The organism is Geodermatophilus sp. SYSU D00766, assembly GCF_054049915.1.
Map to the genome: position 1 here is coordinate 13,391 of NZ_JBJGYI010000045.1, position 22,697 is coordinate 36,087.

Here is a 22,697-nt window from a genome sequence, read left to right on the forward strand (position 1 = left end):
GGAGCACGTCCGGATGACCTCGGCCGGCTCCGACCCGACGGCCGGGCCGGGGCCGGCGCCGCCGCCGTCCTCCGAGGTGGTGGCTGCCCGGTTCCGCCGGCAGGGCCGGCGCGACACCCGCCACGAGCTGGCCGTCCGCCGACGGCTGCACGCGCGAGGAGTCCGCTATCGCGTCGATGTGCGCCCCTGTCCCGAGACCCGCGCCCGGGGCGACATCGTGTGGAAGGGCCGGCGGCTGGTCGTGTTCCTCGACGGGTGCTTCTGGCACGGGTGCTCGACCTGCGGACACCTGCCGAAGGCCAACCGGGAGTGGTGGGCGGCCAAGCTGGCCGGCAACACCGCCCGCGACCGCCGCGCCGACGCCGTCCTCACCGGGCTGGGGTGGCGGGTGCTGCGGTTCTGGGAGCACGAGGACCCCGACGACGTCGCCGACGCGATCTGTGCGGCCCTCGGTCGCGTTGCTCCTGGTCAGGGCCCCGTTCCTGTCGTACCCCGTGCGTAGGTTGGGGTCGTGGAGGTCGTGGAGTACGTGTCGCCGGTGGAGCGGGCGCTCGCCGGGTGGCTCGTGGAGCGGCCCGTACAGGTGCCGCGGCTGCCGGTGGCGGTGCTGTCCGATGAGCAGGCCGCCGTCGAGCTGCAGCGGCTGCAGGCCCGCAAGGCGATGGAGGCGGCCTACGAGGCGGAGCTGGTGCTGCGGCTGGCCGAGGCCCGCCCCTCCGATGCCGACCCCGCACCCGGCACGCCAGGTGCGCGGTCGTGGAAGCCCGATGGTGAGTTGCCGGGGGTGTCGGAGTTCTTCACCGCCGAGCTGGCGCTGGTGCTCAACTGCGGGCGGGGTACGGCCAACCACCTGGCCACCCGCGCCTGGACCTACCGCGAGCGGCTGCCCGCCACCTGGGCGGCGCTCGCCGCCGGGGAGCTGGACGAGGCCCGCGCCAGGGCGCTGGTCGACGTGCTGCAGCACACCGCCCCGGCCCTGGCCCGCCGGATCGAGGCCGCCGTGCTGCCCGAGGCCGCCGGCCTGACCGTCGGCAAGGTCAAGAAGCGGGCGCTGGAGCTGCTGCTGGAAGCCGACTCGGAGGCCATCGACGAACGGCGGAAGACCGCCGAACGCCGGTCCGACGTGCGGGTGTACCCCTCGGCGTCGGACGGGATGAGCACGCTGGCCGCCGACCTGCCCACCGACGTGGCCGCGGCCTGCCACGCGACCGTCGACGCACTGGCCCGGATGGTGAAGGCCGACGGCGATCCCCGCCCGATCGGGCAGCTGCGCACTCTGGTGTTCGCCGACCTGCTGCAGCGACCGTGGGACGACAGCCGCCCGCCGGTGACCGCGCACCTGCAGATCGCCACCACCCTCGCCGCCCTGGCCGGGCGGTCGACGCAGGCCGGGGAGGTGAACGGGCTGCCGATCACCGCCGCCCACCTGCGCGCGCTGCTGCACCAGTTGGACGCCCTCGGCGTGCAGGCGCCCGAGGGCGGGACGGTCACCGTCACACTCACCGAGGACGACGGGACGCTCCGGGCGACCGCGACGCTGGACCGGCTGCGGAAGCTGGCCGCCCGAGGCTGCCCTGATCATGCGGAGACCGAGTGCGGGTGCGCGGTGCTCGACCGGCCGGCGGGCCGGGACGGCTACACCCCCTCGGCGGCGCAGCAGGCGTTCGTGCGCACCCGCGACCGCACCTGCCGGATGCCCACCTGCGGGCAACGGGTCGGCTGGGCCGACGCCGACCACGTCCTCCCCCACGCCCACGGCGGGCCCACCGACTGCGCCAACCTGTGCTGCCTGTGCCGCAGCCACCACCGGGTGAAGACCTTCGCTCGCGGCTGGCGCTTCGAGATGGCCGAGGACGGCACGCTGACCGTCACCACCCCGTCGGGCGTCACCCGGACCACCCGTCCACCGGGCCTGCGACCACCACCGCCGCCGGAGCCCGAACCACCTGGAGCAGAAGAACCGGCCGCCCCGGACGACGACCCGCCGCCGTTCTGACGACCTGCAGCCGTCCCGATCCCGTCCGTGCGGACGACGCTGCCTCGACCCGTGTCCCTGCTGGCCACCATGGCTACGGCGTCACGGTCCTCCGGGCGGTCCAGGCGCGGGTCTCGTGCACAGCGGGCCGGCGCCCTCCGGCCGCTGCTCGTGCTGCACCTCGTAGACGCACTCACCGCACTCCGGGCCGTCCACTCCTGGTGTGCCGGGATGCTCGCGGCTGTCGTGCCCGCAGGACGAGCAGCTCCCGAAGAAGGGGAGGCGCTGCCGCCAGCGGTCGAGGATGCGCCCGGCCGGAACCTACGGCCACGCCCGACGGCGACATCCAGATGCCCGCCCCTGTCTCCGTCAGGTGCCCGGGGGAGTCGCGACCGCTCGAGGTCAGGCGGTGCGCCGGACGTCGTCCGACTTCGCGGACAGCGCCGACGCGACCTGGTCCAGGGACAGGCCGAGTGCCCCGGCCAGTGCCGCCACCGTGAAGAACGCCGGCATCGGGATCCGGCCGGACTCGATCTTGCGCAGCGCCTCGAGGCTCACTCCCGAGGCGGCGGCCACCGCGGCCTGGCTGCGCGGCCCGCGAGCAGAGCGGAGCAGTTCCCCGAGCCGGCGGCCGCGGTCGCGTTCGGCGGGGGACAGCGGCGGGCGCACCATGCCGTGATACTAATACCGGCATACCAATACCGGTCGGCGAGGAGGCCCGGACGATGGTGGAGCTGCGGACCCCGGGCGAGATCGACGCCATGCACGCCGCCGGGCAGGTCGTCGCCCAGGTGCTCACGGCCGTCTGCCGGCACGCCGTGGCGGGGGTGCGCCTGCGCGACCTCGACGAGGTGGCCCGCGACGTCCTGGAGCAGGAGGGGGCCGGGTCACCGTTCCTCGGCTACCGGCCGCACCGGTCGATGCCGCCGTTCCCCGCGGTCATCTGCACCTCGGTCAACGACGTGGCCCTGCACGGCATCCCGACCGACCGCCGCCTCGTCGACGGCGACCTGCTCAGCGTCGACGCCGGCGCCAGCCTCGACGGCTGGGTCGGCGACTCCGCCGTCACCGTCCCGATCGGCACGGCGAGCCCGGCGGACGCGGCCCTGGTCGCGACGACGGAGCGGGCCCTGCGGTCCGGGATCGCCGCCGCCGTCCCCGGCGGCCGGCTGGGCGACGTGTCGGCCGCCGTCGGCGCGGTCGGCCGGGCCGCCGGGTACGGCGTCGACACCGAGCACGGCGGGCACGGGGTCGGGCGCACCATGCACGAGGCCCCCTACGTGCCCAACGACGGCCGGGCGGGCCGCGGCCTGCGACTGCGCGCGGGCCTGGTCGTTGCCATCGAGCCCTGGTTCACGGCCGGCGGCGACGACGACCACCGCGTCGACGGGGACGGCTGGAGCATCCGCACGGTCGACGGCAGCCGCGCCGCCCACGCCGAGCACACCGTCGCCGTCACCGACGACGGCCCCCGCGTCCTGACGGCCGGGACGGGCTGAGCGCCGCCGGATCACTCCCGGGATGTGCTCCCGCGGGCTCGTTGCAGCAGCGGGCTGCCGATCCACAGCCAGCCCAGCAGCACCGCGACCAGGCCGCCGGTGATCAGCGCCTGGGGGAGGGCGAAGAGGAAGTCGACGACCAGCACCACCGCCGAGACGATCGCGACCGCGAGGACGCACAGGCCCGAGAAGGCCAGGCGGTTGCTCCGCCGCAGCAGGTCCTCCTTGTCGTGCTGCCGGAACAGCGCGCGGTGCTGGGCGGCCGGCGAGATCAGCAGCGCCGTGGCGACGACGGCGGCGATGAGCGTGACGAAGTAGACGTCGCGCTGGAACTCCGTCGCCCGCTCGGTGGCCTGCTGGAACGGCACCACCAGCAGGAACGCGAACAGGAACTGCACGCCGGGCAGGGCGATCCGCAGCTCGTTGAGCAGCTCCATGAGCTCCCGGTCGATGCGTTCGGCGTGGGACTCGTCCCGGCCGTCGGCGCCCCGCCCGTCCTGCTGCGCGGCAGCCCGCCGCACGCCCGCCCGTGCCCGCTGCCCCGATCCCGTGGTGGCCATCTCCTTGGCACCTCCTCCGTCCGTCCCCGCCCACGGCCCTGCCGTGATCCGGCCTGTATGCCCGCCGGACGCCCGTTCGTCACCTGCCGGCCGCCGGCCGGTCACCCGCCGGTCGCCCGGTGGTCACCCGTTCGGCCGACCGGCGGGTACCGGACCGCCATGACGTCGATGTGGGAACCGATGACCCCCAACGCGAACGGCCCGGCCGAGGAGATCGCCGCGGCCGACCCCGGCGCCGGCGCACCGGCACCGGCCGAGGGCTTCGGCGTCGCCGGGGAGGAGCCCGACCGGACCGCCGGGACCGACCCCGCGGACGAGTCCGGCGCGCCCGACCCCGCCGACGTGGACACCGTCTTCCGGACGCCGGATCCCGCCGACGTCCGCCGCGACCCGGCCGGCTGACGGTCCCGTCGGGGCGACGGCCGTGGACGCGCGGGCCGCGGCGGCCGGTCTCGTACCGTCGGGGTGTGGACCTGCTCGTGCTGACCCCCCGCACCGCCGACGAACTCGACGCCATGCGCGACGCCGGCCGGGTGGTGGCGCAGACGCTCGCGGCCGTGCGGCACGCGGCGGTCCCCGGCGTCCGGCTGCGCGACCTCGACGACCTGGCGCAGACCTGCATCCGCGAGGCCGGGGCGACGTCGTCGTTCCTCGGCTACAAGCCGGCCTGGGCGCCGACGGCCTACAACGGCGCGCTGTGCCTGTCGCCCAACGAGGTCGTGGTGCACGGCCGGCCCAGCGGCCAGCGGCTCAAGGACGGCGACCTGCTGAGCATCGACTGCGGCGCCGTCGTCGACGGCTGGAACGGTGACGCCGCGATCACCATCCCGATCGGGTCGGGCGGGACCGAGCAGGACACCCGCCTGGTCACCGCCACCGAGGAGGCGCTGGCCGCCGGGATCGCCGCCGCCGTCCCCGGGGCCACGCTGCTCGACGTCGCGCAGGCCGTCGACGCCGTCGCCCGCCGGCACGGCTTCGCGCACCTGCCCGACCACGGCGGGCACGGCATCGGCCGCGCCATGCACGAGCCGCCGTTCGTGCCCAACCGCCCGCAGACCGGGCTGGACCGGGTGCGGCTGCACGCCGGCAGCACGCTGGCCATCGAGCCGATGCTGCTGGCCGGCGGCGACCGCTACCGGCACAAGAAGGACGGCTGGGCGGTGGTCACCGCCGACGGCAGGCGCGCCGCGCACGTCGAGCACACCGTGGCGGTCACCGACGACGGGCCGGTCGTCCTCACCCGTCTCTGACGGTCACCGGCGCCGGCGGCGGGTCACCGCCCGGCGGACGGCGCGCCGCGAGGCCGCACCCAGCGGCGGCGGCGCCCACGACGTCGACGGCGGCTGCAGGGCCGTGGCCAGCTCCACCCGCAGCAGGTCCACGGCGTCGAGCAGCGCGCCGTGCTGCGACCAGGCGGCCGGGTCCGCCCGGGGATCGACCAGCAGCGCGTCGGCCAGCCGGCCGCGCAGTTCCAGCAGTGTGTCCAGGCACGCCGGGTCGATGCCGGAGGTCGGCCCGGTGCCGTCCGCCACGGCCCCGGCGTCGCGGACGGTGGCTGCGACGGCGAGCAGCACGTCGGCCAGCGCCTGCCGTGCCGGCCCCGCCCAGGCGCGGTCGGCCTCGTCCTCGGGCACGAAGTACGTGCGATCGAGCAGCACGCGGGCGACGGTCCGCAGGCTGACGTGGACCCGCTCGAGGGCCGTCAGCGTGTTGCGCAGCCGGGGCTGGGCCTCGCGGGCCGCCCGGCCGCGCGGGTTGAGGCGGGCACTCTCCTCGGTGCGGGCCAGCCGGCGGTCGGCCCGGGCCACCTCCGTCCCCACCCCGCGGGCGCGGGCCAGCAGCTCGTCGGTGAGGAAGCGCGACCACGGGCCCCGGAGCGACGCCGCGAGGTCCTCGCAGAGCTCCGCCATGCGCTCGGCCAGTTCCGCGATCGCCTCACCGGCCGGCTGGACGTAGAGCGGCGGCGCGATCACGAGGTTGACCAGGACACCGACGGCCGCGCCGACCAGCGTCTCGGTGACGCGGTCCAGCGCCGCACTCTCCGCGCCGCCGACGGCCAGCACGAGCATCGCGCTGATCGGGACCTCGAGCAGGTTGGGCCCCAGGCGCAGCAGCCGGCCGACGACCAGCGAGAGCGCGACGACGAGGCCGAGACTCCACCAGGTGAGACCGACGACGGAGGCGAACAGCGCCGCGATGAGGACACCGGCGGTGACGCTCGCGATCCGCTCCCACCCGGTCGTCAGCGTCTCGTACATCGTCAGCTGGACGACCAGCAGCGCGGTCAGCGGGGCGAGGACCGGCGAGCTGCTGGTGTCCAGCCAGGTCGCGAGCTGGAACGCCAGCACCGCGGCCAGCACGGTCTTGGCGGTGCGCAGGCCGGGGGTGCGTCCTCGGCGCACCAGCCGCGGCAGCCGGCGCGGCAGGGCGTGCGATCCGGCCACGGGTGCCGGTGTTCCCCGCACCGGGGCCGGACACGCACCGGCCGCCGTCCGCGGTGCGCGGACGGCGGCCGGGTGACACCGGGGTCAGCCGAGGCCGAGGGCGCCCGTCGCGCGGTCCACCAGGTCGAAGCGGCCGACCGCCCAGAACACCAGCGCGGCCGCGGCGAGGCCGCCGACGGTCACCGCGAGCGAGCTGACCGGGTGCTGCTTCGCGTGCCGCCAGGTGTCGACCGCCTTGCGGCGGAAGGTGGCGAAGATCCGCCGCGCCCACTCGAACTCCGTGGACCACACCCACAGCCCGACCAGGATCGGCGGGATCGTGAGCGGGCCGGGCAGCACCGTCAGCGCCAGGCCGAGCAGCACGAACAGCAGGCCGACGACGAAGACGGCGATCCGGTACGGCAGCGCCAGCGCCGGGTTCTTCCGGACCCGGTCGCGCCACGAGCCCGGCTCCACCGGACGCGGCTGGCCCAACCCGTCGGTGCAGTCGGGACAGCGGGTCGCCCCGCGCGGGCCGTCGTCGTGGCGCCTGCCGTGGTCGGTCCGGTCGTCGGCCCGGTTGCCGGCGAAGGTCACGCTGCGGGTGTCGGTGCGGTCCACGGTCCCCCCGGTGGGTCGCGGTGCGGTGTGCGGTGCGGTCAGCGCGAGACGCCCTTGAGGACCTCGCTCGGGCGCTGCTGCTCACCGGCGTAGGAGCTCACCCACACCAGCGCGCCGGTCAGGGCCGGGATGACCCACTGCAGCGTCTGCAGCTGCTCCTGCGCGGCGGCGATCTCGGCCTTCGTGCGCTTGGTCGGCTTGGTGCCCGACTTCGCCGAGGGGTTGTCCTGGCTGTTGACGACCATGCCCAGCGAGCGGCTGTAGGCGGTGGCGCCGAGGGCGGCGGCGGTCAGCAGCGTCTTGGCCGCCGACATGCCGGCCACGCCCTGCTGCTGGGCCACCCGGCCGCGGTTGCCGATCAGCTGGCCCACGCTGCCGACGAGGTGCGCGCCGATGGCGACGGCGTTGACCGGCGTCCAGCGGTTCCAGCCCTCGTTGGCGACCCGGCCGGTGTCCTTGCCGGCCTCGGCCGCGGCGGCGTTCAGGGCGACGGCGTTGGCCAGCGTGCCACCGAACCAGGCGGACAGGCCGAGGTCGTGCAGCGCGCGGGACAGGGTGTTGCGGGCCATGTCGGAACTCCAGGTGCTCGGGGGATCGGAGTTCCCGACCTACCCGTTCCGACCCGCCCCATGCCCGCGGACGGCAGTTGGGTCGTGCACGACCCGCTGCCGCGTCAGGTCCCGTAGCGGAGGGAGGCGCGGGCGCGGGCCTTCTCCGCCTCGACGGCGCGGTCCTTCGGCGGGGCCGTGGTGACCAGCGCGTCGAGCAGCCGGGCGGAGGCGGCGGCCACCTCGGCGACGGCGCGGTCGAAGGCCTCGGCGTTCACCCGCGACGGCTTGGCCGAGCCGCTGATCTTGCGCACGTACTGCAGCGCCGCGGCGTGGACCTCGTCGTGGGTCGCCGGCGGCTCGAAGTTCGACAGCGGGCGGATGTTGCGGCACATGCCCGCAGCGTATGGCCGGGGTAGGACCGGAGGGCCCGATCCGGGGACCGGGCCCTCCGGGACCTCAGGCGCGGTAGCCGACGCGGTCGACCCTGCGGTGGTAGCGGGTGCCGAGCTTGCCGCCGAGCAGCGCGCCGACCAGTGTGGCCACCAGGATCGCGGCCAGCGTGACGATGCCGGCGGTGGTGGCGGTGCCCTCGTCGACCGGGATGCGCGGCAGGTCCAGCTGCTGCAGCACGTTGTACTCCGAGCCGAACGCGTACCCGAGCCCGGCCAGCAGCACGACGACCAGCAGGCCGATCACCCACACCGCCAGCCCCTGCTTGATCCCGTCGAAGCGCGCCATCCGGCCGGCGACGTACCCGCCGGCGAGGTAGGCGAGGAACAGCACCACCAGCGCGGCGATCCCGCCGCCGAGGCCGATGCCGGCCGCCTGGTCGGTGGCCTCGTCGACGCTGTCGACGCCCTGCGCGAGGCCCAGGCCCACCCCGGCCGCCGACACCAGGGCGATGAGCAGCACGGCCAGCCCGTTGGCCGACAGCCAGCCGAAGAACGCCGCTCCCCAGGCGATACCGCCGAAGCGGTCGCGCTGCGCGTCGACGGCGTCGCGGGCGGGGCCGCGGGTGGCGTGCGCCCCCTCGCTGGTCACCGTCGCGTCGTGGTCGTACTGCGTGCGGTCGGAACTCGCCACCGGTCCTCCTCGTCTCGGGAAACGTGCGTCTCACCTGCGGGTACCCGATCGTGATCACCCCGAACCGGGCGGCGCCCGGTCCACCCGACAGGAGGACGCCGTGACCGTGCTGCTGGTCGACGCGGCCAACGTCGTCGGCGCCCGCCCGGACGGCTGGTGGCGGGACCGGGCCGGCGCCACCGCCCGGCTGCTGCGGCGGCTGGCCCGCGTGCCCGGCCGGCGCGTGGACGGCGCGGTCGTCGACGAGGTCGTGGTCGTGGTGGAGGGCGCCGCCCGCGACGTCGAGGCGCCCGGGGGCGTCCGGCTGGTGCGCGCACCCGGCAGCGGTGACGACGCCCTGGCCGCCACCGCCGCCGACCTGGTCGCGCGGGGCCGCGCGGTGCTCGCGGTGACCGCCGACCGGGGGCTGCGCGCCCGGCTGCCGGAGGGGACGGCGGTGACCGGACCGGGCCGGCTGCTCGACGTCCTCGACCGGCTCGACGTGCCCGATCGCATGGCGGACAACGGACCTGGGTAGCCGGGAGCCGTCCACCGAGCCGAGGAGACGCCCCGCATGCCGCAGACCGTCCTGATCACCGGTGCCTCGAGCGGCATCGGCCGCGCCACCGCCCGCCTCTTCGCCCAGCGGGGCGCGCACCTGCTGCTGCTGGCCCGCGGCCGCGAGGCGCTGGAGGAGACCGCGGCGGAGGTGAAGGAGCAGGGCGCGGCCGACGTCGTCGTGTGCCCGGCCGACGTGCTCGACGAGGAGGCGCTGCGCACCGCCGTCGACGGCGCGGTGACCCGCTTCGGCCGCCTCGACGTCGTCGTCCACGCCGCGCAGGTGGTGGCCTACGGCCGCGTGGAGGACGTGCCCAGGGCGGTCTACGAGCGGGTGGTCGACACCGCGCTGCACGGCACCGCCAACCTCGCCCGCGTGGTCCTGCCGGTGTTCCGCCGCCAGGAGGAGGGGCACCTGGTCGTCGTCAGCTCGCTGCTGGCGTCGGTGACCACGCCGCTCATGGGCAGCTACATCGCCGCCAAGTGGGGTCAGCTGGGCCTGGTCCGGGTGCTGCAGCAGGAGACCCGCGACGTCCCGGGCGTCTCCGTGTCGGCGGTGGCGCCGGGCGGCGTCAACACCCCCATCTACTCGCAGGCCGGCAGCTACATCGGCCTCAAGGGCCGGCCGCCGATCCCGATCTACTCCCCGGAGCGGGTGGCCCGCTCGGTCGTCGCCCGGCTGGACCGGCCGCGGCGGCTGGTCCAGTCCGGGTTCGCCAACCCGGTCGTCATCCTCGGCTTCCGACTGTTCCCCGCGGTCTACGACGCCCTCGTCGGGCCGCTGCTGCGGGTGTTCGCCCTCGCCGACGACCACCGGACCGAGCCCACCGAGGGCAACGTGTTCGAGTCGCGGCCGGCCGGCAACGCCGAGGAGGGGCGGTGGCACGGCATCCCGTGAGCCGGCGTTGGTGAACGGGGCGTTCCGTTCCGTCGCAGCCCGTTGACCGGGCGCCCGGCGCAGCGCCAGGCTGGCGCTCCCCGCCGACGGCGGGCCGACCGCGGGAGCGCCCATGACCGCCGATCCCACCGCCCGCTCCACCTCCGCCCGGCCGGCCCACGGCGGCGTGGAGGCCGAACGGGTCGACGCCGGCTACCTCGAGAAGCGCCGGCTGCGCACCGGCACGGCGGGCTGGCTGCTGCTGGCGGGGCTCGGCGTGTCGGCGGTCATCTCCGGTGACTACGCCGGCTGGAACTTCGGCCTGGGCGAGGGCGGCTTCGGCGGCCTGCTGGTCGCCGTCGTGCTCATGGCTGTCATGTACACCGCGATGGTCTTCGGTCTGGCCGAGCTCGGCTCGGCGCTGCCGACCGCCGGCGGCGGCTACACCTTCGCCCGCCGCGCGCTGGGCCCCTGGGGCGGGTACGCCACCGGCGTCGCGGTGCTCATCGAGTACGCCATCGCGCCGGCGGCGATCGCCACGTTCATCGGCGCCTACGTCGAGTCCCTCGGGCTGTTCGGGATCACCGACGGCTGGTGGGTCTACCTCGTCGTCTACGCGCTGTTCATCGGCATCCACCTGATGGGCGTCGGCGAGGCGCTCAAGGCGATGTTCGCCGTCACCGTCGTCGCCCTGGCCGGACTGGTGGTCTTCCTCGTCGGCGCCGTCCCGCAGTTCGACGCCGGCAACCTGCTCGACATCGCGCCCACCGACGCGGCCGGCGCCTCGTCATTCCTGCCGTACGGGCTGATGGGGATCTGGGCGGCGTTCCCCTTCGCGATCTGGTTCTTCCTCGCCGTGGAGAGCGTGCCGCTGGCCGCCGAGGAGGCCCGCGACCCGGCCCGGTCGATGCCGCGCGGGATCGTCGCCGCGATGGGCGTGCTGGTCGTGCTCGCCGTCCTCATGCTGGTGTTCACCCCGGGCGCGGCCGGCTCGTCGGCGATCATGGAGTCGGGCAACCCGCCGGTCGACTCGCTGGCCGGGGCAGGGGCCTCCGAGGGCCTGACCGACGTCGTCAACTACGCCGGCCTCTTCGGCCTGGTGGCCAGCTTCTTCTCGATCATCTACGCGTACTCGCGGCAGACCTTCGCGCTGTCCCGCGCCGGCTACCTGCCGCGGGCGCTGTCGGTGACCAACGCCCGCCGGGCGCCGGTGCTGGCGCTGCTCGTCCCCGGCGCCATCGGGTTCGTCCTCTCGCTGACCGGCCAGGGCGCGATGCTGCTCAACATGGCCGTCTTCGGGGCGACGGTCTCCTACGTGCTGATGATGGTCAGCCACATCGTGCTGCGCCGCCGCGAGCCCGACCTGCCGCGCCCGTACCGGACCCCCGGCGGGACGGCGACCACCGGCGTCGCGCTGGTGCTGGCGGCCGCCGCGGTGGTGGCCACCTTCCTCGTCGACGTGACCGCCGCGCTGTGGACGCTCGCGGCCTACGTGGTCTTCCTCGCCTGGTTCGCGCTCTACAGCCGCCACCACCTGGTCGCCTCCGCGCCGGAGGAGGAGTTCGAGCTGCTCGCCGAGGCCGAGGACGACGTCCGGTGATCCGCCGGACGACGCTCGGCGGGCACACGTACGAGTTCCCGACGCTGGTCGAGCTGATGGCGAAGGCCACCCCGCTGCGCTCCGGCGACGTGCTCGCCGGGTGCGCGGCGGGGTCGGCCGCCGAGCGGGTGGCCGCGCAGACCGTGCTCGCCGACCTGCCGCTGGCCACCTTCCTCGACGAGCAGGTGGTCGGCTACGACGAGGACGACGTCACCCGCCTCGTCCTCGACACCCACGACGCCGCGGCCTTCGCGCCGGTGGCGTCGCTGACGGTGGGGGAGTTCCGCGACCGGCTGCTGGCCTGGGCGGCGGCCGGCGACGAGGCGGCGATCAGCGCGCTGGCGCCCGGGCTGACCCCGGAGATGGTGGCCGCGACGTCGAAGCTGATGCGCAACGCCGACCTGGTCGCCGTCGGCCGGCGCACCCGGGTGGTGACCGGGCTGCGCAGCACCATCGGGCTGCCCGGCCGGCTGGCGTCGCGGCTGCAGCCCAACCACCCCACCGACGACCCGGTCGGGGTCACCGCCTCCATCCTCGACGGGCTGCTGCACGGCTCGGGCGACGCGGTCATCGGCATCAACCCGGCCACCGACTCACCGGCCCGCACCGTGGCGCTGCTGGAGCTGGTCGACGCGGTGATCGGCCGCTACGAGATCCCCACCCAGTCGTGCGTGCTGGCCCACGTCACCACCACGCTGCGGTCGCTGGAGCAGGGGGCACCGGTGGACCTGGTGTTCCAGTCGGTGGCCGGCACCCAGGAGGCCAACCGCGGGTTCGGCGTCACCCTCGACCTGCTCGCCGAGGCCCGCGCCGGGGCGCTGGCGCTGCGCCGCGGCACCGTGGGCGAGAACGTCACGTACTTCGAGACCGGGCAGGGCTCGGCGCTGTCGGCCGGCGCGCACCTCGGCATCGGCGGGCGGCCGGTCGACCAGCAGACCCTGGAGACCCGTGCCTACGCCGTCGCCCGGCAGTTCTCGCCGCTGCTGGTCAACACCGTCGTCGGGTTCATCGGCCCGGAGTACCTCTACGACGGCAAGCAGGTGCTGCGCGCGGGGCTGGAGGACCACTTCTGCGGCAAGCTGCTCGGCCTGCCGATGGGCGTGGACGTCTGCTACACCAACCACGCCGAGGTCGACGAGGACGACATGGACTCGCTCATGCTGCTGCTCGGCACGGCCGGCTGCTCGTTCCTCATCGCCGTCCCCGGGATGGACGACGTGATGCTGCACTACCAGTCGCTGTCGTTCTCCGACGTGCTGACCACCCGCTCGGTGCTGGGGCTGCGGCCGGCGCCGGAGTTCGAGGCGTGGCTGGCCCGCATGGACCTGCTCGACGACGCCGGCCGGGTGCGCGAGCTCGCCCCCGACGCGCCGGCGGCGCGGGCCCTGCTCGCGGCGGCGACCCCGTGAGCGACGCCGTGAACGACCGCGTGGGCGACGCCGTGACCGTCGTCGGGGACGACCCGTGGTCGGTGCTGCGGTCGGCCACCCGCGCGCGGGTGGCGCTCGGCCGAGCCGGGGACGCGCTGCCCACGCACCGCGAGCTGGAGTTCCGCGCCGCGCACGCCGCCGCCCGCGACGCGGTGCACTCCCCGCTGGACGTCGAGGCGCTCACGGCGGAGCTGGGCGGCGAGGTCCTCGTGGTCGCCTCCGCCGCGCCCGACCGGGCCACCTACCTGCAGCGCCCCGACCTCGGTCGCCGGCCGGCCGAGGGGACGGCGCTGCCGCGGGTCGACGCCGACCTCGCCGTCGTGCTGGCCGACGGGCTCTCCCCCCGCGCGGTGCACGAGCACGGGCCCGGGCTGGTCGCCGCGCTGCGCGAGCGGCTGCCCGGCTGGTCGCTGGCGCCGCCGGTGGTCGCCACCCAGGCGCGGGTGGCGCTCGGCGACGCGGTGGGGGAGGCCCTCGGCGCCCGCGCGGTCGTGGTGCTCGTCGGGGAGCGGCCGGGGCTGTCGTCGGCGGACTCCCTCGGCGTCTACCTGACCTGGGACCCGCGCCCGGGGCGGGTGGACTCCGAGCGCAACTGCGTGTCCAACGTCCGCCCGCCGCACGGGATGTCCTACGCGCAGGCCGCCGACACCGTCGCCGCGCTGCTGACCGCCGCCCGCGAGCTCGGGGCGTCCGGCGTCGTGCTCAAGGACGAGGGCCCGGCGCTGCCGCCCGGCGCCGGCTGAGCCGGGGCATGCGGGGGAGCCGGCGGCGGGGCGGCACCTCGACCGGGCCGGGCGGCTCGTCGTCGGGACCGCCGCCCGCCGCGGCGTGCCGCTCGTGCAGCCGGGCGCGGACCTCGTCGGGCGTGTGGGCGCGGCGCTGCCGCTCGTCGCGGACCAGCACCGCGCCGGTGGCCGCGACACCGGCCAGCCCGGCCAGGCCGAGGACCTTCCAGAGCCGCTTCGGGACGTGCACGGTCGCCTACCGTAGCCGCGTGACCCCGCCGCGCCCCCTGCCGCTCGACGAGGCGGTCGAGCTCACCCGCACCGGCGACGTCTGGGTCTTCCGCGGCGCCTCGGTCGCCGACCGCGCCATCCGGGCGCTGACCAACGCACCGGTCAACCACGTCGGCATGGCCGTCGTCCTCGACGACCTCCCGCCGCTGCTGTGGCACGCCGAGCTCGGCCGCTCGCTGCCCGACGCCTGGACCGGGCAGCACCAGCGCGGCGTGCAGCTGCACGACCTGCGCGACGCCGTCCTCACGTGGCGGCAGCGCTACGGGCAGCGCGCCTGGCTGCGGCAGCTGGTCGGCCCCGCCGACGACGGCGGGGTGACCCGGGAGATGGAGGACGCCGTCCTGCGCACGGTCGCGCGCTTCGACGGCCGGCCCTTCCCGACCACCCGCGGGCTGGTCGGCGGCTGGCTGAACGGGCGGCTGCGCCGGGGCACGGCGGCCGAGACGGTGTTCTGCGCCGAGCTGGTCGCGGCCACCTACACGGCGATGGGGCTGCTGCCCGCCGACCGGCCGCGCAACTGGTACGACCCGGGCAGCTTCTGGTCCGGCGACGACCTGCGGCTGCTGCAGGGCGCCACGCTCGGCGCCGAGATCCCGGTCGACGTCCCGGTCGACGTCCCGGTCGACGTCCCGGTCGACGCCCCCGCCGGCTGACCCGGTATCAGCCCGGAACCGTCACACCTCAGGGGTAGGCAGGACCTCAGAGAAGACAGCTGCACCGAGCACGGGGAACCGCCCAGGAGGCTCGCCATGGCCACCGCCACCCTCGCCGTCCGCAGCACCGCCCCGGCTGCTCCGCTCCCTCCGCTGCGCCCCGCCGGCGACCTGCTGAGCCGGCACCTGCTCGCCGTCGCCTGGGAGCCCGGCGCCGCCCCGCCGCGGGAGATCCGGGTGCGCCCCGAGCTGCTCGACCGCCTGGCCGCGCACCTCGGGGGCGGCGCCCCCGGCCTGCTCGGCGACCCCGCCGGGGTGCCGCTGGTCGCCGACGCCGGCCTGCCCCGCAGCCCCGGCTTCGAGGTCCGCCGGGTCCCGCCGCGCTAGACGAGTGCCGGAGTCGGGGCCCCGGCGCCCAGCCGCAGCACGGTGTCGCCGTCCCGCTCGACGGCGTCGTCGTGGGTCACGCACACCACCACCCGGCCGGCCAGCGCCCGACGCAGGTCGGCGACCAGCGCGGCCGCCGTCGGCGGGTCCAGGTGCGCGGTGGGCTCGTCGAGCAGGACGACGTCGCGGTCGGCCAGCAGCGCCCGGGCCGCGGCCAGCCGCCGCCGCTCCCCGCCCGACAGCGCGGTGCCGCCGGCGCCGACCGGGGTGTCGAGGCCCTGCGGCAGCCCGGCCAGCAGCGGGCCGAGGCCGGCGGCGGTGAGCGCGGCAGTCATCCGCGCCTCGCCGTCGGCGCCGGTCAGCTCGCCGCGCGGCGCGGCCAGCGCCAGGTTCGCGCGGACGGTCGAGGCGAACACGTGCGCCTCCTGCGGCAGCCAGGCCACCCGCGAGCGGATGGCGTCCCCGGTCAGCGCGGCGGTGTCGACCCCGCCGAGGGTGTAGCGGCCGCCGCGCGGGCGCAGGGCGGCCAGCAGCACCGCGAGGAACGTCGACTTGCCCGCGCCCGACGGGCCGCGCACGATCAGCCAGCCGCCGCCGGCCGCCGCTGACGCGGTCAGCCCGCGCAGCACGTCCGGCCCCCCGGGCCAGCCGGCGGTCACATCGGTGACGGCGAGGTCGCGCACCGGCGCCGGGGCCGGCCGCGGCTCGGCGGGGTCGGCGGGCACCGGGGCGGTGAGGACGGCGTCGAGGCGGGCGCGGGCGTCGGTCAGCGCGCCGCGACGCTGCAGCGCGGACACCAGCCCGGCCAGCGGCTCGGCCAGGGCCAGCGGCGCCAGGCCGAGCACCGCGACCTGCGGGCCGGGCAGCCCGGCACCGGCACCGACCGCGGTCGCCAGCACCGCGGCCAGGCCGGTGCCGAGGACGACCAGCCCGCTCCCCAGGGCGCCGGCGCGGGCGCCGGTGGCGGCGACGGCGGAGCGCCGGGCGGCGACGGCGGCGAGGTCGGCGGCGGTGGTGGCGGCCAGGCCGTGGGCCCGCAGGTCCGCCGCGCCCTCGAGCGCCGTGGTGACGTCGCGCAGCGCGGCCACCCGCAGCGTGCCCTCCGCGCGGGCGGCGCCGGCGTCGACCCGGCGGTGCACCAGCAGCACCAGCGCGGCGGTGCCGGCCAGCACGAGACCGGCGGCGCCCGCGGCGGCGGGGGAGACCAGCGCCAGCGCGGCGACGGTCAGCGCCGGGACGGTGGCGGCGACCAGGGCCGGCGGCACGACGCGCACCGAGAGGTCCTGCACCAGCCCGACGTCGCCGACGACCCGCGCCAGCGCGCTGCCCGGCGTCCGGTCGGCGGCCACGCCCTGCGCGGCCAGCGCCCGCCACACCCGCACCCGCAGGTCGGCGGCCATCCGCAGCGCGGCGTCGTGCGCGGTGAGCCGCTCGACCCAGCGCATCCCGGCCCGCCCCAGGCCGAAGGCCCGCACGCCGACGATGGCCACCAGCAGCGTGAGGATCGGCGGCATCTCCGCCGCGCGCACGATGAGCCAGCCGCTCACCGCGGTGAGCGCGACGCCCGCGCCGGCCGAGGCGGTGCCGGCCGCGACCGCGCGCAGCAGCGCCCGCCGCGGCCAGCCCAGCGCCGTCGTCGGCCCGGCTGCGTCCCCCGCGAGATCGGCGCTCCCTTGGCCATCGGGCGCTGATCGCCACGAGACCGCCGGTCTCGCGGGGGCAGGGGGCGCGGCGGCGGGGACGGCCGGCACCGCGGGCAGCGCAACCGTGCGGTCGGCGAGCTCGGTCAGCGCCGGGTCGTGGGTGACCAGCAGGACGGTGACGGTCCCGCGCAGGCCCGCGAGGACGGCGGCGACACGGGCGGCCGAGGTCCCGTCGAGGTGCGCGGTCGGCTCGTCGAGCAGCAGCAGGCGGGCGCCGCGGCGGACCCGCACCAGCGCCCGGGCCACCGCCACGCGCTGCAGCTCACCGGGGGAGAGGGTGGTGCAGTCGCGGCCGGCCAGGTCGGCGGCGCCCACCCGCTCCAGGGCCTCGGCGACGAGGTCGTCGTCGCCGGCCCCGTGCCGGCGCAGCTCGTCGGCGACCGTCGGCGCCGTCGTCCGCGGGTGCTGGGCGACCAGCGCGACGCCGCCGTCGGGGACCCCCGTGACCGTGCCGGCGACGTCGGCGGCCGGGTCGAGGGCGCCGGTCAGGGCGGCCAGCAGGGTCGACTTGCCCGAGCCGCTGGCGCCGCGCAGCACGACCAGCTCGCCGGGGTGCAGCGCGAGGTCGGTGGGCGGCAACGCGGGCACCGCCCGGCCGGGGTGGCGCACGGTCAGCCCGGTGACGGCGACGTCGGCGCCGCGCGGGTCCCCGCCGTCGGCCGGGGTCACCGGCGAGCGGCCGGCGGGCGCGGTGAGCACCGCCCGGGCCTCGGCGGCGGCCAGCGTCGCCGCCTCCCCGGCGTGGTGGGCGGTGCCGAGAGCGCGCAGCGGGGCGAACGCCTCGGGCGCCAGCAGCAGCGCGGTGAGCCCGACGGCGAGGTCGACGTCGCCGTGCACCAGCCGCAGGCCCACGGTGACCGCGACCAGCGCGACCGACAGCGTGGCGATGAGCTCGAGGACCAGCGCGGAGAGGAAGGCCAGCCGCAGCGTGGCGAGGGTCCGCCGGCGCGAGGCCTCGCCCAGCTCGGCGAGCGCGGCCACCTGCTCGGCGGCGCGGCCGAGGCCGACCAGCACCGGCAGGCCGCGGACCAGCTCGGCGACGTGCGCCGCCAGCCGGTCCAGCGCCCGGGCGGCGCCGGCGGTGCCGTCGCGCGTGGCCAGCCCGACCAGCGCCAGGAACAGCGGCACCAGCGGCAGGGTGACCGCGACCAGGCCGGCCGAGAGCAGGTCGGTGGCGGCGAGCACCACCAGCAGCACCGGCGGGACGACGGCGGCCTGCGCCAGCGCGGGGAGGTACCCGGCCAGGCCGGGCGCGAGGTCGGCGAGCCGGGTGGTGGCCAGCACCGCGGCGGGTGCCGGACCGCCGGCGACGGCGACCGCGGCCGGGGAGGCGGCCAGCCGGTCGAGCAGGGAGCGACGCAGCGCGTCCTCGGCGCGGCGGGCGTCGCGGGCGGCGGCCCGCTCGCCGAGGGTCCCGGCGACCGCGCGCAGCAGCGCCCCGGCGGCGGCCAGCGCGAGCGGTCCGGTCACCGCGCCGTCGGCGTACCCCGCGGCCCGGGCGACGGCGTGCGCCAGGCCGGCGGCGAGCAGCACCAGCCCCGCCGTCGACCCGAGGGCGGCGGCCGCCGCCCGGGCGAGCGCGCCGGGCAGCCCCGGCACACCGGCCAGCGGCGCGAGCGGACCCCGCGCGGTCACGCGGCGACCGGCTCGTGCACGGGCTCGGCGGTCAGCCGCCGGCGGAACACCCAGTACGTCCACGCCTGGTAGGCCAGCACCACCGGCAGGCCGATCGCGGCCACCCAGGTCATGACGGTGAGCGTGTAGTCGCTGACCGAGGCCGCGGCGATCGTCACGTCGAACGCCGGGTCGAGCGTCGAGGGCACGACCACCGGGAACGCCGAGCCGAACAGGGTGGCCGCCGAGGCCAGCAGCACGGTGGCCCAGCCGGCGAAGGCCTGCCCCTCGCGGTCCAGCCGCACCCGGGTCCAGGTGACGACGACGGCCAGCGCGGCCAGCAGCCACAGCACCGCGGTGACCGGCGTGCCCGAGCGCAGCTGCACCAGCCCCGCCCAGGCCAGCAGCGGCAGCGCGGCCACCGGCGACCAGCGCAGCGCGAACGCCCGCGCCCGCAGCCGCACCGGGCCCTCGGTCTTGAGCGCGAGGAACAGCGCGCCGTGCACCACGGAGAAGCCGAGCACCGCGGCCGCGCCGAGCAGCGAGGACCAGCCCAGGCCCGCGAACGCCCCGCCGACCCGGGCGCCGTCGCCGTCGATCGGCAGCCCCAGCGTGGTGGCGCCCAGCGCCGCGCCGACGCCGGCCGCGGCCACCAGCGAGCCGCCGGTGATGACGCGGGTCCAGGCGGCGTCCCAGCGCGGGTCGTGCGAGGAGTGCCGCCACTCGAAGGCCACCGCCCGCACGATCAGGCCGAGCAGCACCACGACGAAGGGCAGGTACAGGGCCGGCAGCCAGGTCGCGTACCAGCCGGGGAAGGCGGCGAACACCGCGCCGACGGCGGTGATCAGCCAGACCTCGTTGCCGTCCCACACCGGGCCGATCGTCCGCAGCATGAGGTGGCGGTCCGCCGTCCGCCGGCCGAGCACCGGCAGCAGCGCCGCGACGCCGAAGTCGAACCCCTCGAGCAGCAGGAAACCGGTCCACAGCACCGCGACGGCGGCGAACCACAGGGTCTGCAGGTCCATGGTCAGGAGCTCCTAGTACGCGAAGGAGAGGACGTCGTCGTCGCTGCGGTCGTCGTCGGGCCGGTCGTCGTCCTCCCGGGACGACCCGACGGCCGGTGGCCTCGCCGTGGTGTCCCCGGTGGTGACGCCGCGGCGGAACAGCCGGACGAGGATGGCCAGCTCGACGACGGCGAGCACGCCGTAGAGCAGGGCCAGGCTGATCAGCGAGGTCCACACCTCGGCGGCGGTGACGCCGGGGGAGACGGCCTGGGCGGTGAAGAACCACACCTGCTCGGCCACGGGGACGTCGGGGTTGGGGTAGACGACGAAGGGCTGGCGGCCGATCTCGGTGAAGACCCAGCCCGCGGCGTTGGCCACGAACGGCGCGCCGACGGCGGCCAGCGAGCCGTAGACCCCGATCCGCGACGTCGGGACCCGGCCGCGGCGGGTGGCCCACAGGGCGTAGGCCGCCACCCCCGCCGACACCCCGCCCATGCCGATCATCAGGCGGAAGCTCCAGTAGGTGGCCGCGAGCACCGGGGTGTAGTCGATCGGCTGCCCGGCGCGGTCGCCGAAGGACGGGTCGTCGGGGTAGGTCTCGCCGTAGACGGCGGCGTACTCCTCCTGCAGCTCCTCGATGCCGGGGACGGGGGAGGAGAGGTCGCCGTGCGCCAGGAAGGACAGCAGCCCCGGGATGGTGTAGCTGTGCACGTCGTCGCACTCGTTGCTGCCGAGCTTGGCCCAGGCGAAGACGGAGAACGGCGCCGGTGCCTCGGTCTCGCACAGGGCCTCGGCCGAGCTCATCTTCAGCGGCTGCTGGTGGTACATGAGCTTGCCCTGCCAGTCACCGGTGACGGCGACCAACACGAACGCCGCCAGCGAGACGTATCCGCCGAGCCGGACCGAGCGGCGCCACACCGAGTGGTCGACGTCGGTGGTGGGCGCCTGGGCCAGCTTCCGCTTCCTGAGCTGGTAGAGGCCGATGCCGACCAGCAGGGCGCCGGCGACCATCAGCGCGGCGACGATCGCGTGGGTGAAGGCGGCCAGAGCCGTGTTGTTGGTCAGGACGGCGAGGAAGTCGACCTGCCGCGGGCGGCCGTCGGCGCCGACGGTGACGCCGACCGGGTGCTGCATCCACGAGTTGGCCGCGATGATGAAGTACGCGCTGACGATCGAGCCGATCACCGCGGCCCACAGGGCGGCGAGGTGCAGCTTCTTCGCGATGCGGCCCCAGCCGAAGATCCACAGGCCGAGGAACGTCGACTCGAGGAAGAAGGCCAGCAGCGCCTCCATCGCCAGCAGCGAGCCGAAGACGTCGCCCACGAAGCGCGAGTACTCGCTCCACGCCAGGCCGAACTGGAACTCCTGGACCAGGCCGGTGGCCACGCCGAGCACGAAGTTGACCAGGTACACGCGGCCCCAGAAGCGGGTCATCCGCAGCCACTCCGGCTTGCCGGTGCGCACCCACATCGTGTGCATCACCGCGACCAGGATGCCCAGGCCGATGGTCAGCGGGACCATCAGGAAGTGGTAGACGGTCGTGATGCCGAACTGCCACCGGGCGATGTCGAGGACGTCCACGCCACCTGCTCCTCACCTGCCGGTACCCCCGGCGACACCTCCTTTCTACGCCTCGTAGAACTACTTCTCTACGACCCGTAGAAGAGGTCGGGGGTGATGTGCGCGACAGGGTGCGTGCACCCGGTGGCGGGCGCGTTCTACGCTGGGTAGAACCGTCGGACAGGAGGGGTCGTGGCGTCGCTGGGGGACCTGGAGCGCACCGTCATGGACGTGCTGTGGGCGGCCGAGGGGCCGGTCGCGGCGGCGGAGCTGCGCGACGCGCTGGCCGACCGCGAGCTGGCGCTGACCACCGTGCACACCGTCCTGTCCCGCCTGGAGGGCAAGGGCTTCGTCGAGCACGACGACGCCCGGCCGCGCCGCTTCCGCCCGCGGGCCACCCGCGAGCAGCACGCCGCCGAGCTCATGCACGAGGTGCTCGGCCGCTCCGGTGACCGGCAGGCGGTGCTGGCCCGGTTCGTCGGCGGCGTCGACCCCGAGGAGGCCCGGATGCTGCGGCAGCTGCTGGACGGGAGCGCGCCGGACGCCGGCTCCCGCTGACGTGCTGCCCGCCACCGCCGCGGCGCTCGCGGTCCTCGCCGCGGCGCTGGCGTGGCCGGTGCCGGCGCTGCTCGGCCGCGCCCGCTGGCCCCGCCGCGACCCGCTCGTGGCGCTGGTGTGCTGGCAGGCGATCGGGCTGGCCGGCGGCCTGTCGATCATCGGCGCGCTGCTGGTGCACGGACTGGCGCCGTGGGGTCACTCGCTGCCCGAGGCCAGCGCGGCGGTGCTCACCGGCGACCCGGCCCGCGACCCCGTCCGCGGCGACCACTGGGTCACCCTGACGCTGGCCGCCGTCCTGGCCGTGGAGCTGCTCGGGGTGCTCGCGCTGTCCTGGGCCCGCACCGCCCGCACCCGCCGCCGGCACCGCGCGCTGCTCGAGCTGGTCGTGCGGCCCGCCGACGCCGTCCCCGACGCCCGGCTGCTCGAGCACCCCGCGCCGGTGGCGTTCTGCATCCCCGGCGCCCGGCCGCTGCTGGTGCTCTCCTCGGGCATGGTCGCCGAGCTCGACGACGACCAGCTCGCCGCCGTCGTCGCCCACGAGCGCGCCCACCTCGCCGAGCACCACCACCTCTACCTGCTGCCGTTCGTGGCCTGGGAGGCGGCGCTGCCGGTGCTCCCGGCGGCGGCCCGGGCGCACGCCGCCGTCCGGGAGCTGGTGGAGATGCGCGCCGACGACCGGGCGCTGGCCTCGCTGCGCGGCCCGGACCCGCGGCGGACGCTGGCCCAGGCGATCGTGGTCGCGGCCGGTGGCGCGGGCGGTGGGGTGCCGAGCGGGGCGCTGTCGGTGGGCGGCAGCGCCGTCGGCGCCCGGGTCGTGCGGCTGCTGTCCCCGCCGGCGCCGCTGCCGCCCGCGGCCCGCGCCGCCGCGCTGCTGTGCGCGGGCCTGCTGCTGCTCGTCCCGACCGCCCTGCTGCTCCTCCCGGCGCTGTGAGCGTGCCCGTCCGCGGGCCTGGTCGGGCGGGTGGGGGGGGGTGGGGGGGGGGGGGGGGGCGGGGGGGGTGGGGGGGGGGGGGGGGCCGGCGGGGGGGGGGGGGGGGGTGGGGGGG

At 76.7% G+C, this 22,697-nt stretch carries 25 protein-coding genes; 14 read left to right on the forward strand and 11 right to left on the reverse strand.

Annotation, left to right across the window (positions count from 1 at the left end; all coding sequences use genetic code 11):
- Window positions 1-13: 13 nt before the first annotated feature.
- Both ACI8AD_RS22085 and ACI8AD_RS22090 read left to right on the forward strand, forming a co-directional pair.
- Entirely contained in the window at window positions 14-502 is a 489-nt protein-coding gene (locus tag ACI8AD_RS22085; RefSeq protein WP_456872678.1) for a very short patch repair endonuclease, read from the forward strand.
- 9 nt (window positions 503-511) lie between these two features.
- Window positions 512-1,996, forward strand: a complete 1,485-nt coding sequence (locus ACI8AD_RS22090; RefSeq protein ID WP_456872679.1) for a DUF222 domain-containing protein — start codon at window positions 512-514, stop codon at window positions 1,994-1,996.
- 381 nt (window positions 1,997-2,377) lie between these two features.
- Here ACI8AD_RS22090 and ACI8AD_RS22095 read toward each other — a convergent pair whose 3' ends face one another.
- Window positions 2,378-2,647 (reverse strand): helix-turn-helix domain-containing protein, encoded by a 270-nt coding sequence (locus tag ACI8AD_RS22095; protein ID WP_456872680.1) that lies wholly within the window; start codon window positions 2,645-2,647, stop codon window positions 2,378-2,380.
- Between the two features lie 53 nt (window positions 2,648-2,700).
- Between ACI8AD_RS22095 and map (ACI8AD_RS22100) the strand changes: the two genes are divergently transcribed.
- Window positions 2,701-3,474 (forward strand): type I methionyl aminopeptidase, encoded by a 774-nt coding sequence (gene map, locus ACI8AD_RS22100; protein ID WP_456872681.1) that lies wholly within the window; start codon window positions 2,701-2,703, stop codon window positions 3,472-3,474.
- 11 nt (window positions 3,475-3,485) lie between these two features.
- Here the strand turns inward: map (ACI8AD_RS22100) and ACI8AD_RS22105 are convergent, their stop codons facing one another.
- Entirely contained in the window at window positions 3,486-4,034 is a 549-nt protein-coding gene (locus ACI8AD_RS22105) for a DUF6328 family protein (protein ID WP_456872682.1), read from the reverse strand.
- 180 nt (window positions 4,035-4,214) lie between these two features.
- On the opposite strand from ACI8AD_RS22105, the gene ACI8AD_RS22110 reads away from it, so the two are divergent.
- Together ACI8AD_RS22110 and map (ACI8AD_RS22115) are read left to right on the forward strand one after the other, a co-directional pair.
- A complete protein-coding gene (locus ACI8AD_RS22110) occupies window positions 4,215-4,436 on the forward strand; it encodes a hypothetical protein (protein WP_456872683.1) in 222 nt (73 codons plus the stop codon).
- Between the two features lie 65 nt (window positions 4,437-4,501).
- Window positions 4,502-5,284, forward strand: a complete 783-nt coding sequence (gene map, locus ACI8AD_RS22115; RefSeq protein ID WP_456872684.1) for a type I methionyl aminopeptidase — start codon at window positions 4,502-4,504, stop codon at window positions 5,282-5,284.
- A gap of 3 nt (window positions 5,285-5,287) precedes the next feature.
- Here map (ACI8AD_RS22115) and ACI8AD_RS22120 read toward each other — a convergent pair whose 3' ends face one another.
- The 5 genes from ACI8AD_RS22120 to ACI8AD_RS22140 all read right to left on the reverse strand — a co-directional run bounded on the left by ACI8AD_RS22120 (window position 5,288) and on the right by ACI8AD_RS22140 (window position 8,712).
- Window positions 5,288-6,478, reverse strand: a complete 1,191-nt coding sequence (locus ACI8AD_RS22120; RefSeq protein ID WP_456872685.1) for an FUSC family protein — start codon at window positions 6,476-6,478, stop codon at window positions 5,288-5,290.
- A gap of 84 nt (window positions 6,479-6,562) precedes the next feature.
- Window positions 6,563-7,078, reverse strand: a complete 516-nt coding sequence (locus ACI8AD_RS22125) for a PGPGW domain-containing protein (RefSeq protein ID WP_456872686.1) — start codon at window positions 7,076-7,078, stop codon at window positions 6,563-6,565.
- A gap of 38 nt (window positions 7,079-7,116) precedes the next feature.
- On the reverse strand, window positions 7,117-7,647 hold the full coding sequence (locus ACI8AD_RS22130) for a hypothetical protein (protein ID WP_089404181.1): 531 nt from the start codon (window positions 7,645-7,647) through the stop codon (window positions 7,117-7,119).
- A 104-nt stretch (window positions 7,648-7,751) separates the two neighbouring features.
- Entirely contained in the window at window positions 7,752-8,021 is a 270-nt protein-coding gene (locus tag ACI8AD_RS22135; protein WP_456872687.1) for a DUF2277 domain-containing protein, read from the reverse strand.
- 64 nt (window positions 8,022-8,085) lie between these two features.
- Window positions 8,086-8,712: a hypothetical protein gene (locus ACI8AD_RS22140; RefSeq protein WP_456872688.1), complete on the reverse strand. Its 627-nt coding sequence runs from the start codon at window positions 8,710-8,712 to the stop codon at window positions 8,086-8,088.
- A gap of 100 nt (window positions 8,713-8,812) precedes the next feature.
- Here ACI8AD_RS22140 and ACI8AD_RS22145 point away from each other — a divergent pair, with 100 nt between their 5' ends.
- From ACI8AD_RS22145 to eutC, 5 genes are all read left to right on the forward strand, one after another.
- Window positions 8,813-9,229: a hypothetical protein gene (locus ACI8AD_RS22145; protein ID WP_456872689.1), complete on the forward strand. Its 417-nt coding sequence runs from the start codon at window positions 8,813-8,815 to the stop codon at window positions 9,227-9,229.
- Window positions 9,230-9,265: 36 nt separating this feature from the next.
- Window positions 9,266-10,147: an SDR family NAD(P)-dependent oxidoreductase gene (locus tag ACI8AD_RS22150; protein ID WP_456872690.1), complete on the forward strand. Its 882-nt coding sequence runs from the start codon at window positions 9,266-9,268 to the stop codon at window positions 10,145-10,147.
- A 112-nt stretch (window positions 10,148-10,259) separates the two neighbouring features.
- Window positions 10,260-11,726 carry an ethanolamine permease gene (gene eat, locus ACI8AD_RS22155; RefSeq protein ID WP_456872691.1) on the forward strand — a complete coding sequence of 489 codons (1,467 nt, stop codon included), beginning with the start codon at window positions 10,260-10,262 and terminating at the stop codon, window positions 11,724-11,726.
- On the forward strand, window positions 11,723-13,135 hold the full coding sequence (locus ACI8AD_RS22160; RefSeq protein ID WP_456872692.1) for an ethanolamine ammonia-lyase subunit EutB: 1,413 nt from the start codon (window positions 11,723-11,725) through the stop codon (window positions 13,133-13,135). Before eat ends, ACI8AD_RS22160 begins: the two co-directional genes overlap by 4 nt.
- On the forward strand, window positions 13,132-13,899 hold the full coding sequence (gene eutC / locus ACI8AD_RS22165; protein ID WP_456872693.1) for an ethanolamine ammonia-lyase subunit EutC: 768 nt from the start codon (window positions 13,132-13,134) through the stop codon (window positions 13,897-13,899). The genes ACI8AD_RS22160 and eutC overlap by 4 nt, the downstream gene beginning before the upstream one ends.
- Here the strand turns inward: eutC and ACI8AD_RS22170 are convergent.
- On the reverse strand, window positions 13,859-14,131 hold the full coding sequence (locus ACI8AD_RS22170; RefSeq protein ID WP_456872694.1) for a hypothetical protein: 273 nt from the start codon (window positions 14,129-14,131) through the stop codon (window positions 13,859-13,861). The genes eutC and ACI8AD_RS22170 overlap by 41 nt on opposite strands.
- 19 nt (window positions 14,132-14,150) lie before the next feature.
- Here ACI8AD_RS22170 and ACI8AD_RS22175 point away from each other — a divergent pair, with 19 nt between their 5' ends.
- Both ACI8AD_RS22175 and ACI8AD_RS22180 read left to right on the forward strand, forming a co-directional pair.
- Window positions 14,151-14,825, forward strand: coding sequence for a hypothetical protein (locus ACI8AD_RS22175; RefSeq protein ID WP_456872695.1), 675 nt, complete (start codon window positions 14,151-14,153; stop codon window positions 14,823-14,825).
- Window positions 14,826-14,921: 96 nt separating this feature from the next.
- Window positions 14,922-15,212 (forward strand): hypothetical protein, encoded by a 291-nt coding sequence (locus ACI8AD_RS22180; protein WP_456872696.1) that lies wholly within the window; start codon window positions 14,922-14,924, stop codon window positions 15,210-15,212.
- Here ACI8AD_RS22180 and cydC read toward each other — a convergent pair.
- Genes cydC through ACI8AD_RS22195 form a run of 3 tightly spaced genes read right to left on the reverse strand, consistent with a single transcriptional unit; the run spans window position 15,209 to window position 21,114 of the window.
- On the reverse strand, window positions 15,209-18,550 hold the full coding sequence (cydC, locus tag ACI8AD_RS22185; RefSeq protein WP_456872697.1) for a thiol reductant ABC exporter subunit CydC: 3,342 nt from the start codon (window positions 18,548-18,550) through the stop codon (window positions 15,209-15,211). The genes ACI8AD_RS22180 and cydC overlap by 4 nt on opposite strands.
- A complete protein-coding gene (gene cydB, locus ACI8AD_RS22190; protein WP_456872698.1) occupies window positions 18,547-19,554 on the reverse strand; it encodes a cytochrome d ubiquinol oxidase subunit II in 1,008 nt (335 codons plus the stop codon). The genes cydC and cydB overlap by 4 nt, the downstream gene beginning before the upstream one ends.
- Before the next feature lie 12 nt (window positions 19,555-19,566).
- The gene (locus tag ACI8AD_RS22195; RefSeq protein ID WP_456872699.1) at window positions 19,567-21,114 is read right to left on the reverse strand and encodes a cytochrome ubiquinol oxidase subunit I; all 1,548 of its coding nucleotides are present in this window, start codon (window positions 21,112-21,114) and stop codon (window positions 19,567-19,569) included.
- Between the two features lie 171 nt (window positions 21,115-21,285).
- Here ACI8AD_RS22195 and ACI8AD_RS22200 point away from each other — a divergent pair, with 171 nt between their 5' ends.
- Window positions 21,286-21,651 carry a BlaI/MecI/CopY family transcriptional regulator gene (locus tag ACI8AD_RS22200; RefSeq protein ID WP_456872700.1) on the forward strand — a complete coding sequence of 122 codons (366 nt, stop codon included), beginning with the start codon at window positions 21,286-21,288 and terminating at the stop codon, window positions 21,649-21,651.
- A 1-nt stretch (window position 21,652) separates the two neighbouring features.
- A complete protein-coding gene (locus ACI8AD_RS22205; RefSeq protein ID WP_456872701.1) occupies window positions 21,653-22,582 on the forward strand; it encodes a M56 family metallopeptidase in 930 nt (309 codons plus the stop codon).
- Window positions 22,583-22,697 lie beyond the last annotated feature (115 nt).

What these genes read in the sequence shown, in the direction of transcription:
- ACI8AD_RS22095 (WP_456872680.1), bottom strand. Translation starts at nt 2,647, where the DNA reads ATGGTGCGCCCGCCGCTGTCCCCCGCCGAACGCGACCGCGGCCGCCGG.
- map (WP_456872681.1), top strand. Translation starts at nt 2,701, where the DNA reads ATGGTGGAGCTGCGGACCCCGGGCGAGATCGACGCCATGCACGCCGCC.
- ACI8AD_RS22110 (WP_456872683.1), top strand. Translation starts at nt 4,215, where the DNA reads ATGACCCCCAACGCGAACGGCCCGGCCGAGGAGATCGCCGCGGCCGAC.
- ACI8AD_RS22180 (WP_456872696.1), top strand. Translation starts at nt 14,922, where the DNA reads ATGGCCACCGCCACCCTCGCCGTCCGCAGCACCGCCCCGGCTGCTCCG.
- eat (WP_456872691.1), top strand. Translation starts at nt 10,260, where the DNA reads ATGACCGCCGATCCCACCGCCCGCTCCACCTCCGCCCGGCCGGCCCAC.
- ACI8AD_RS22105 (WP_456872682.1), bottom strand. Translation starts at nt 4,034, where the DNA reads ATGGCCACCACGGGATCGGGGCAGCGGGCACGGGCGGGCGTGCGGCGG.
- cydB (WP_456872698.1), bottom strand. Translation starts at nt 19,554, where the DNA reads ATGGACCTGCAGACCCTGTGGTTCGCCGCCGTCGCGGTGCTGTGGACC.
- ACI8AD_RS22150 (WP_456872690.1), top strand. Translation starts at nt 9,266, where the DNA reads ATGCCGCAGACCGTCCTGATCACCGGTGCCTCGAGCGGCATCGGCCGC.
- ACI8AD_RS22130 (WP_089404181.1), bottom strand. Translation starts at nt 7,647, where the DNA reads ATGGCCCGCAACACCCTGTCCCGCGCGCTGCACGACCTCGGCCTGTCC.
- ACI8AD_RS22085 (WP_456872678.1), top strand. Translation starts at nt 14, where the DNA reads ATGACCTCGGCCGGCTCCGACCCGACGGCCGGGCCGGGGCCGGCGCCG.
- ACI8AD_RS22135 (WP_456872687.1), bottom strand. Translation starts at nt 8,021, where the DNA reads ATGTGCCGCAACATCCGCCCGCTGTCGAACTTCGAGCCGCCGGCGACC.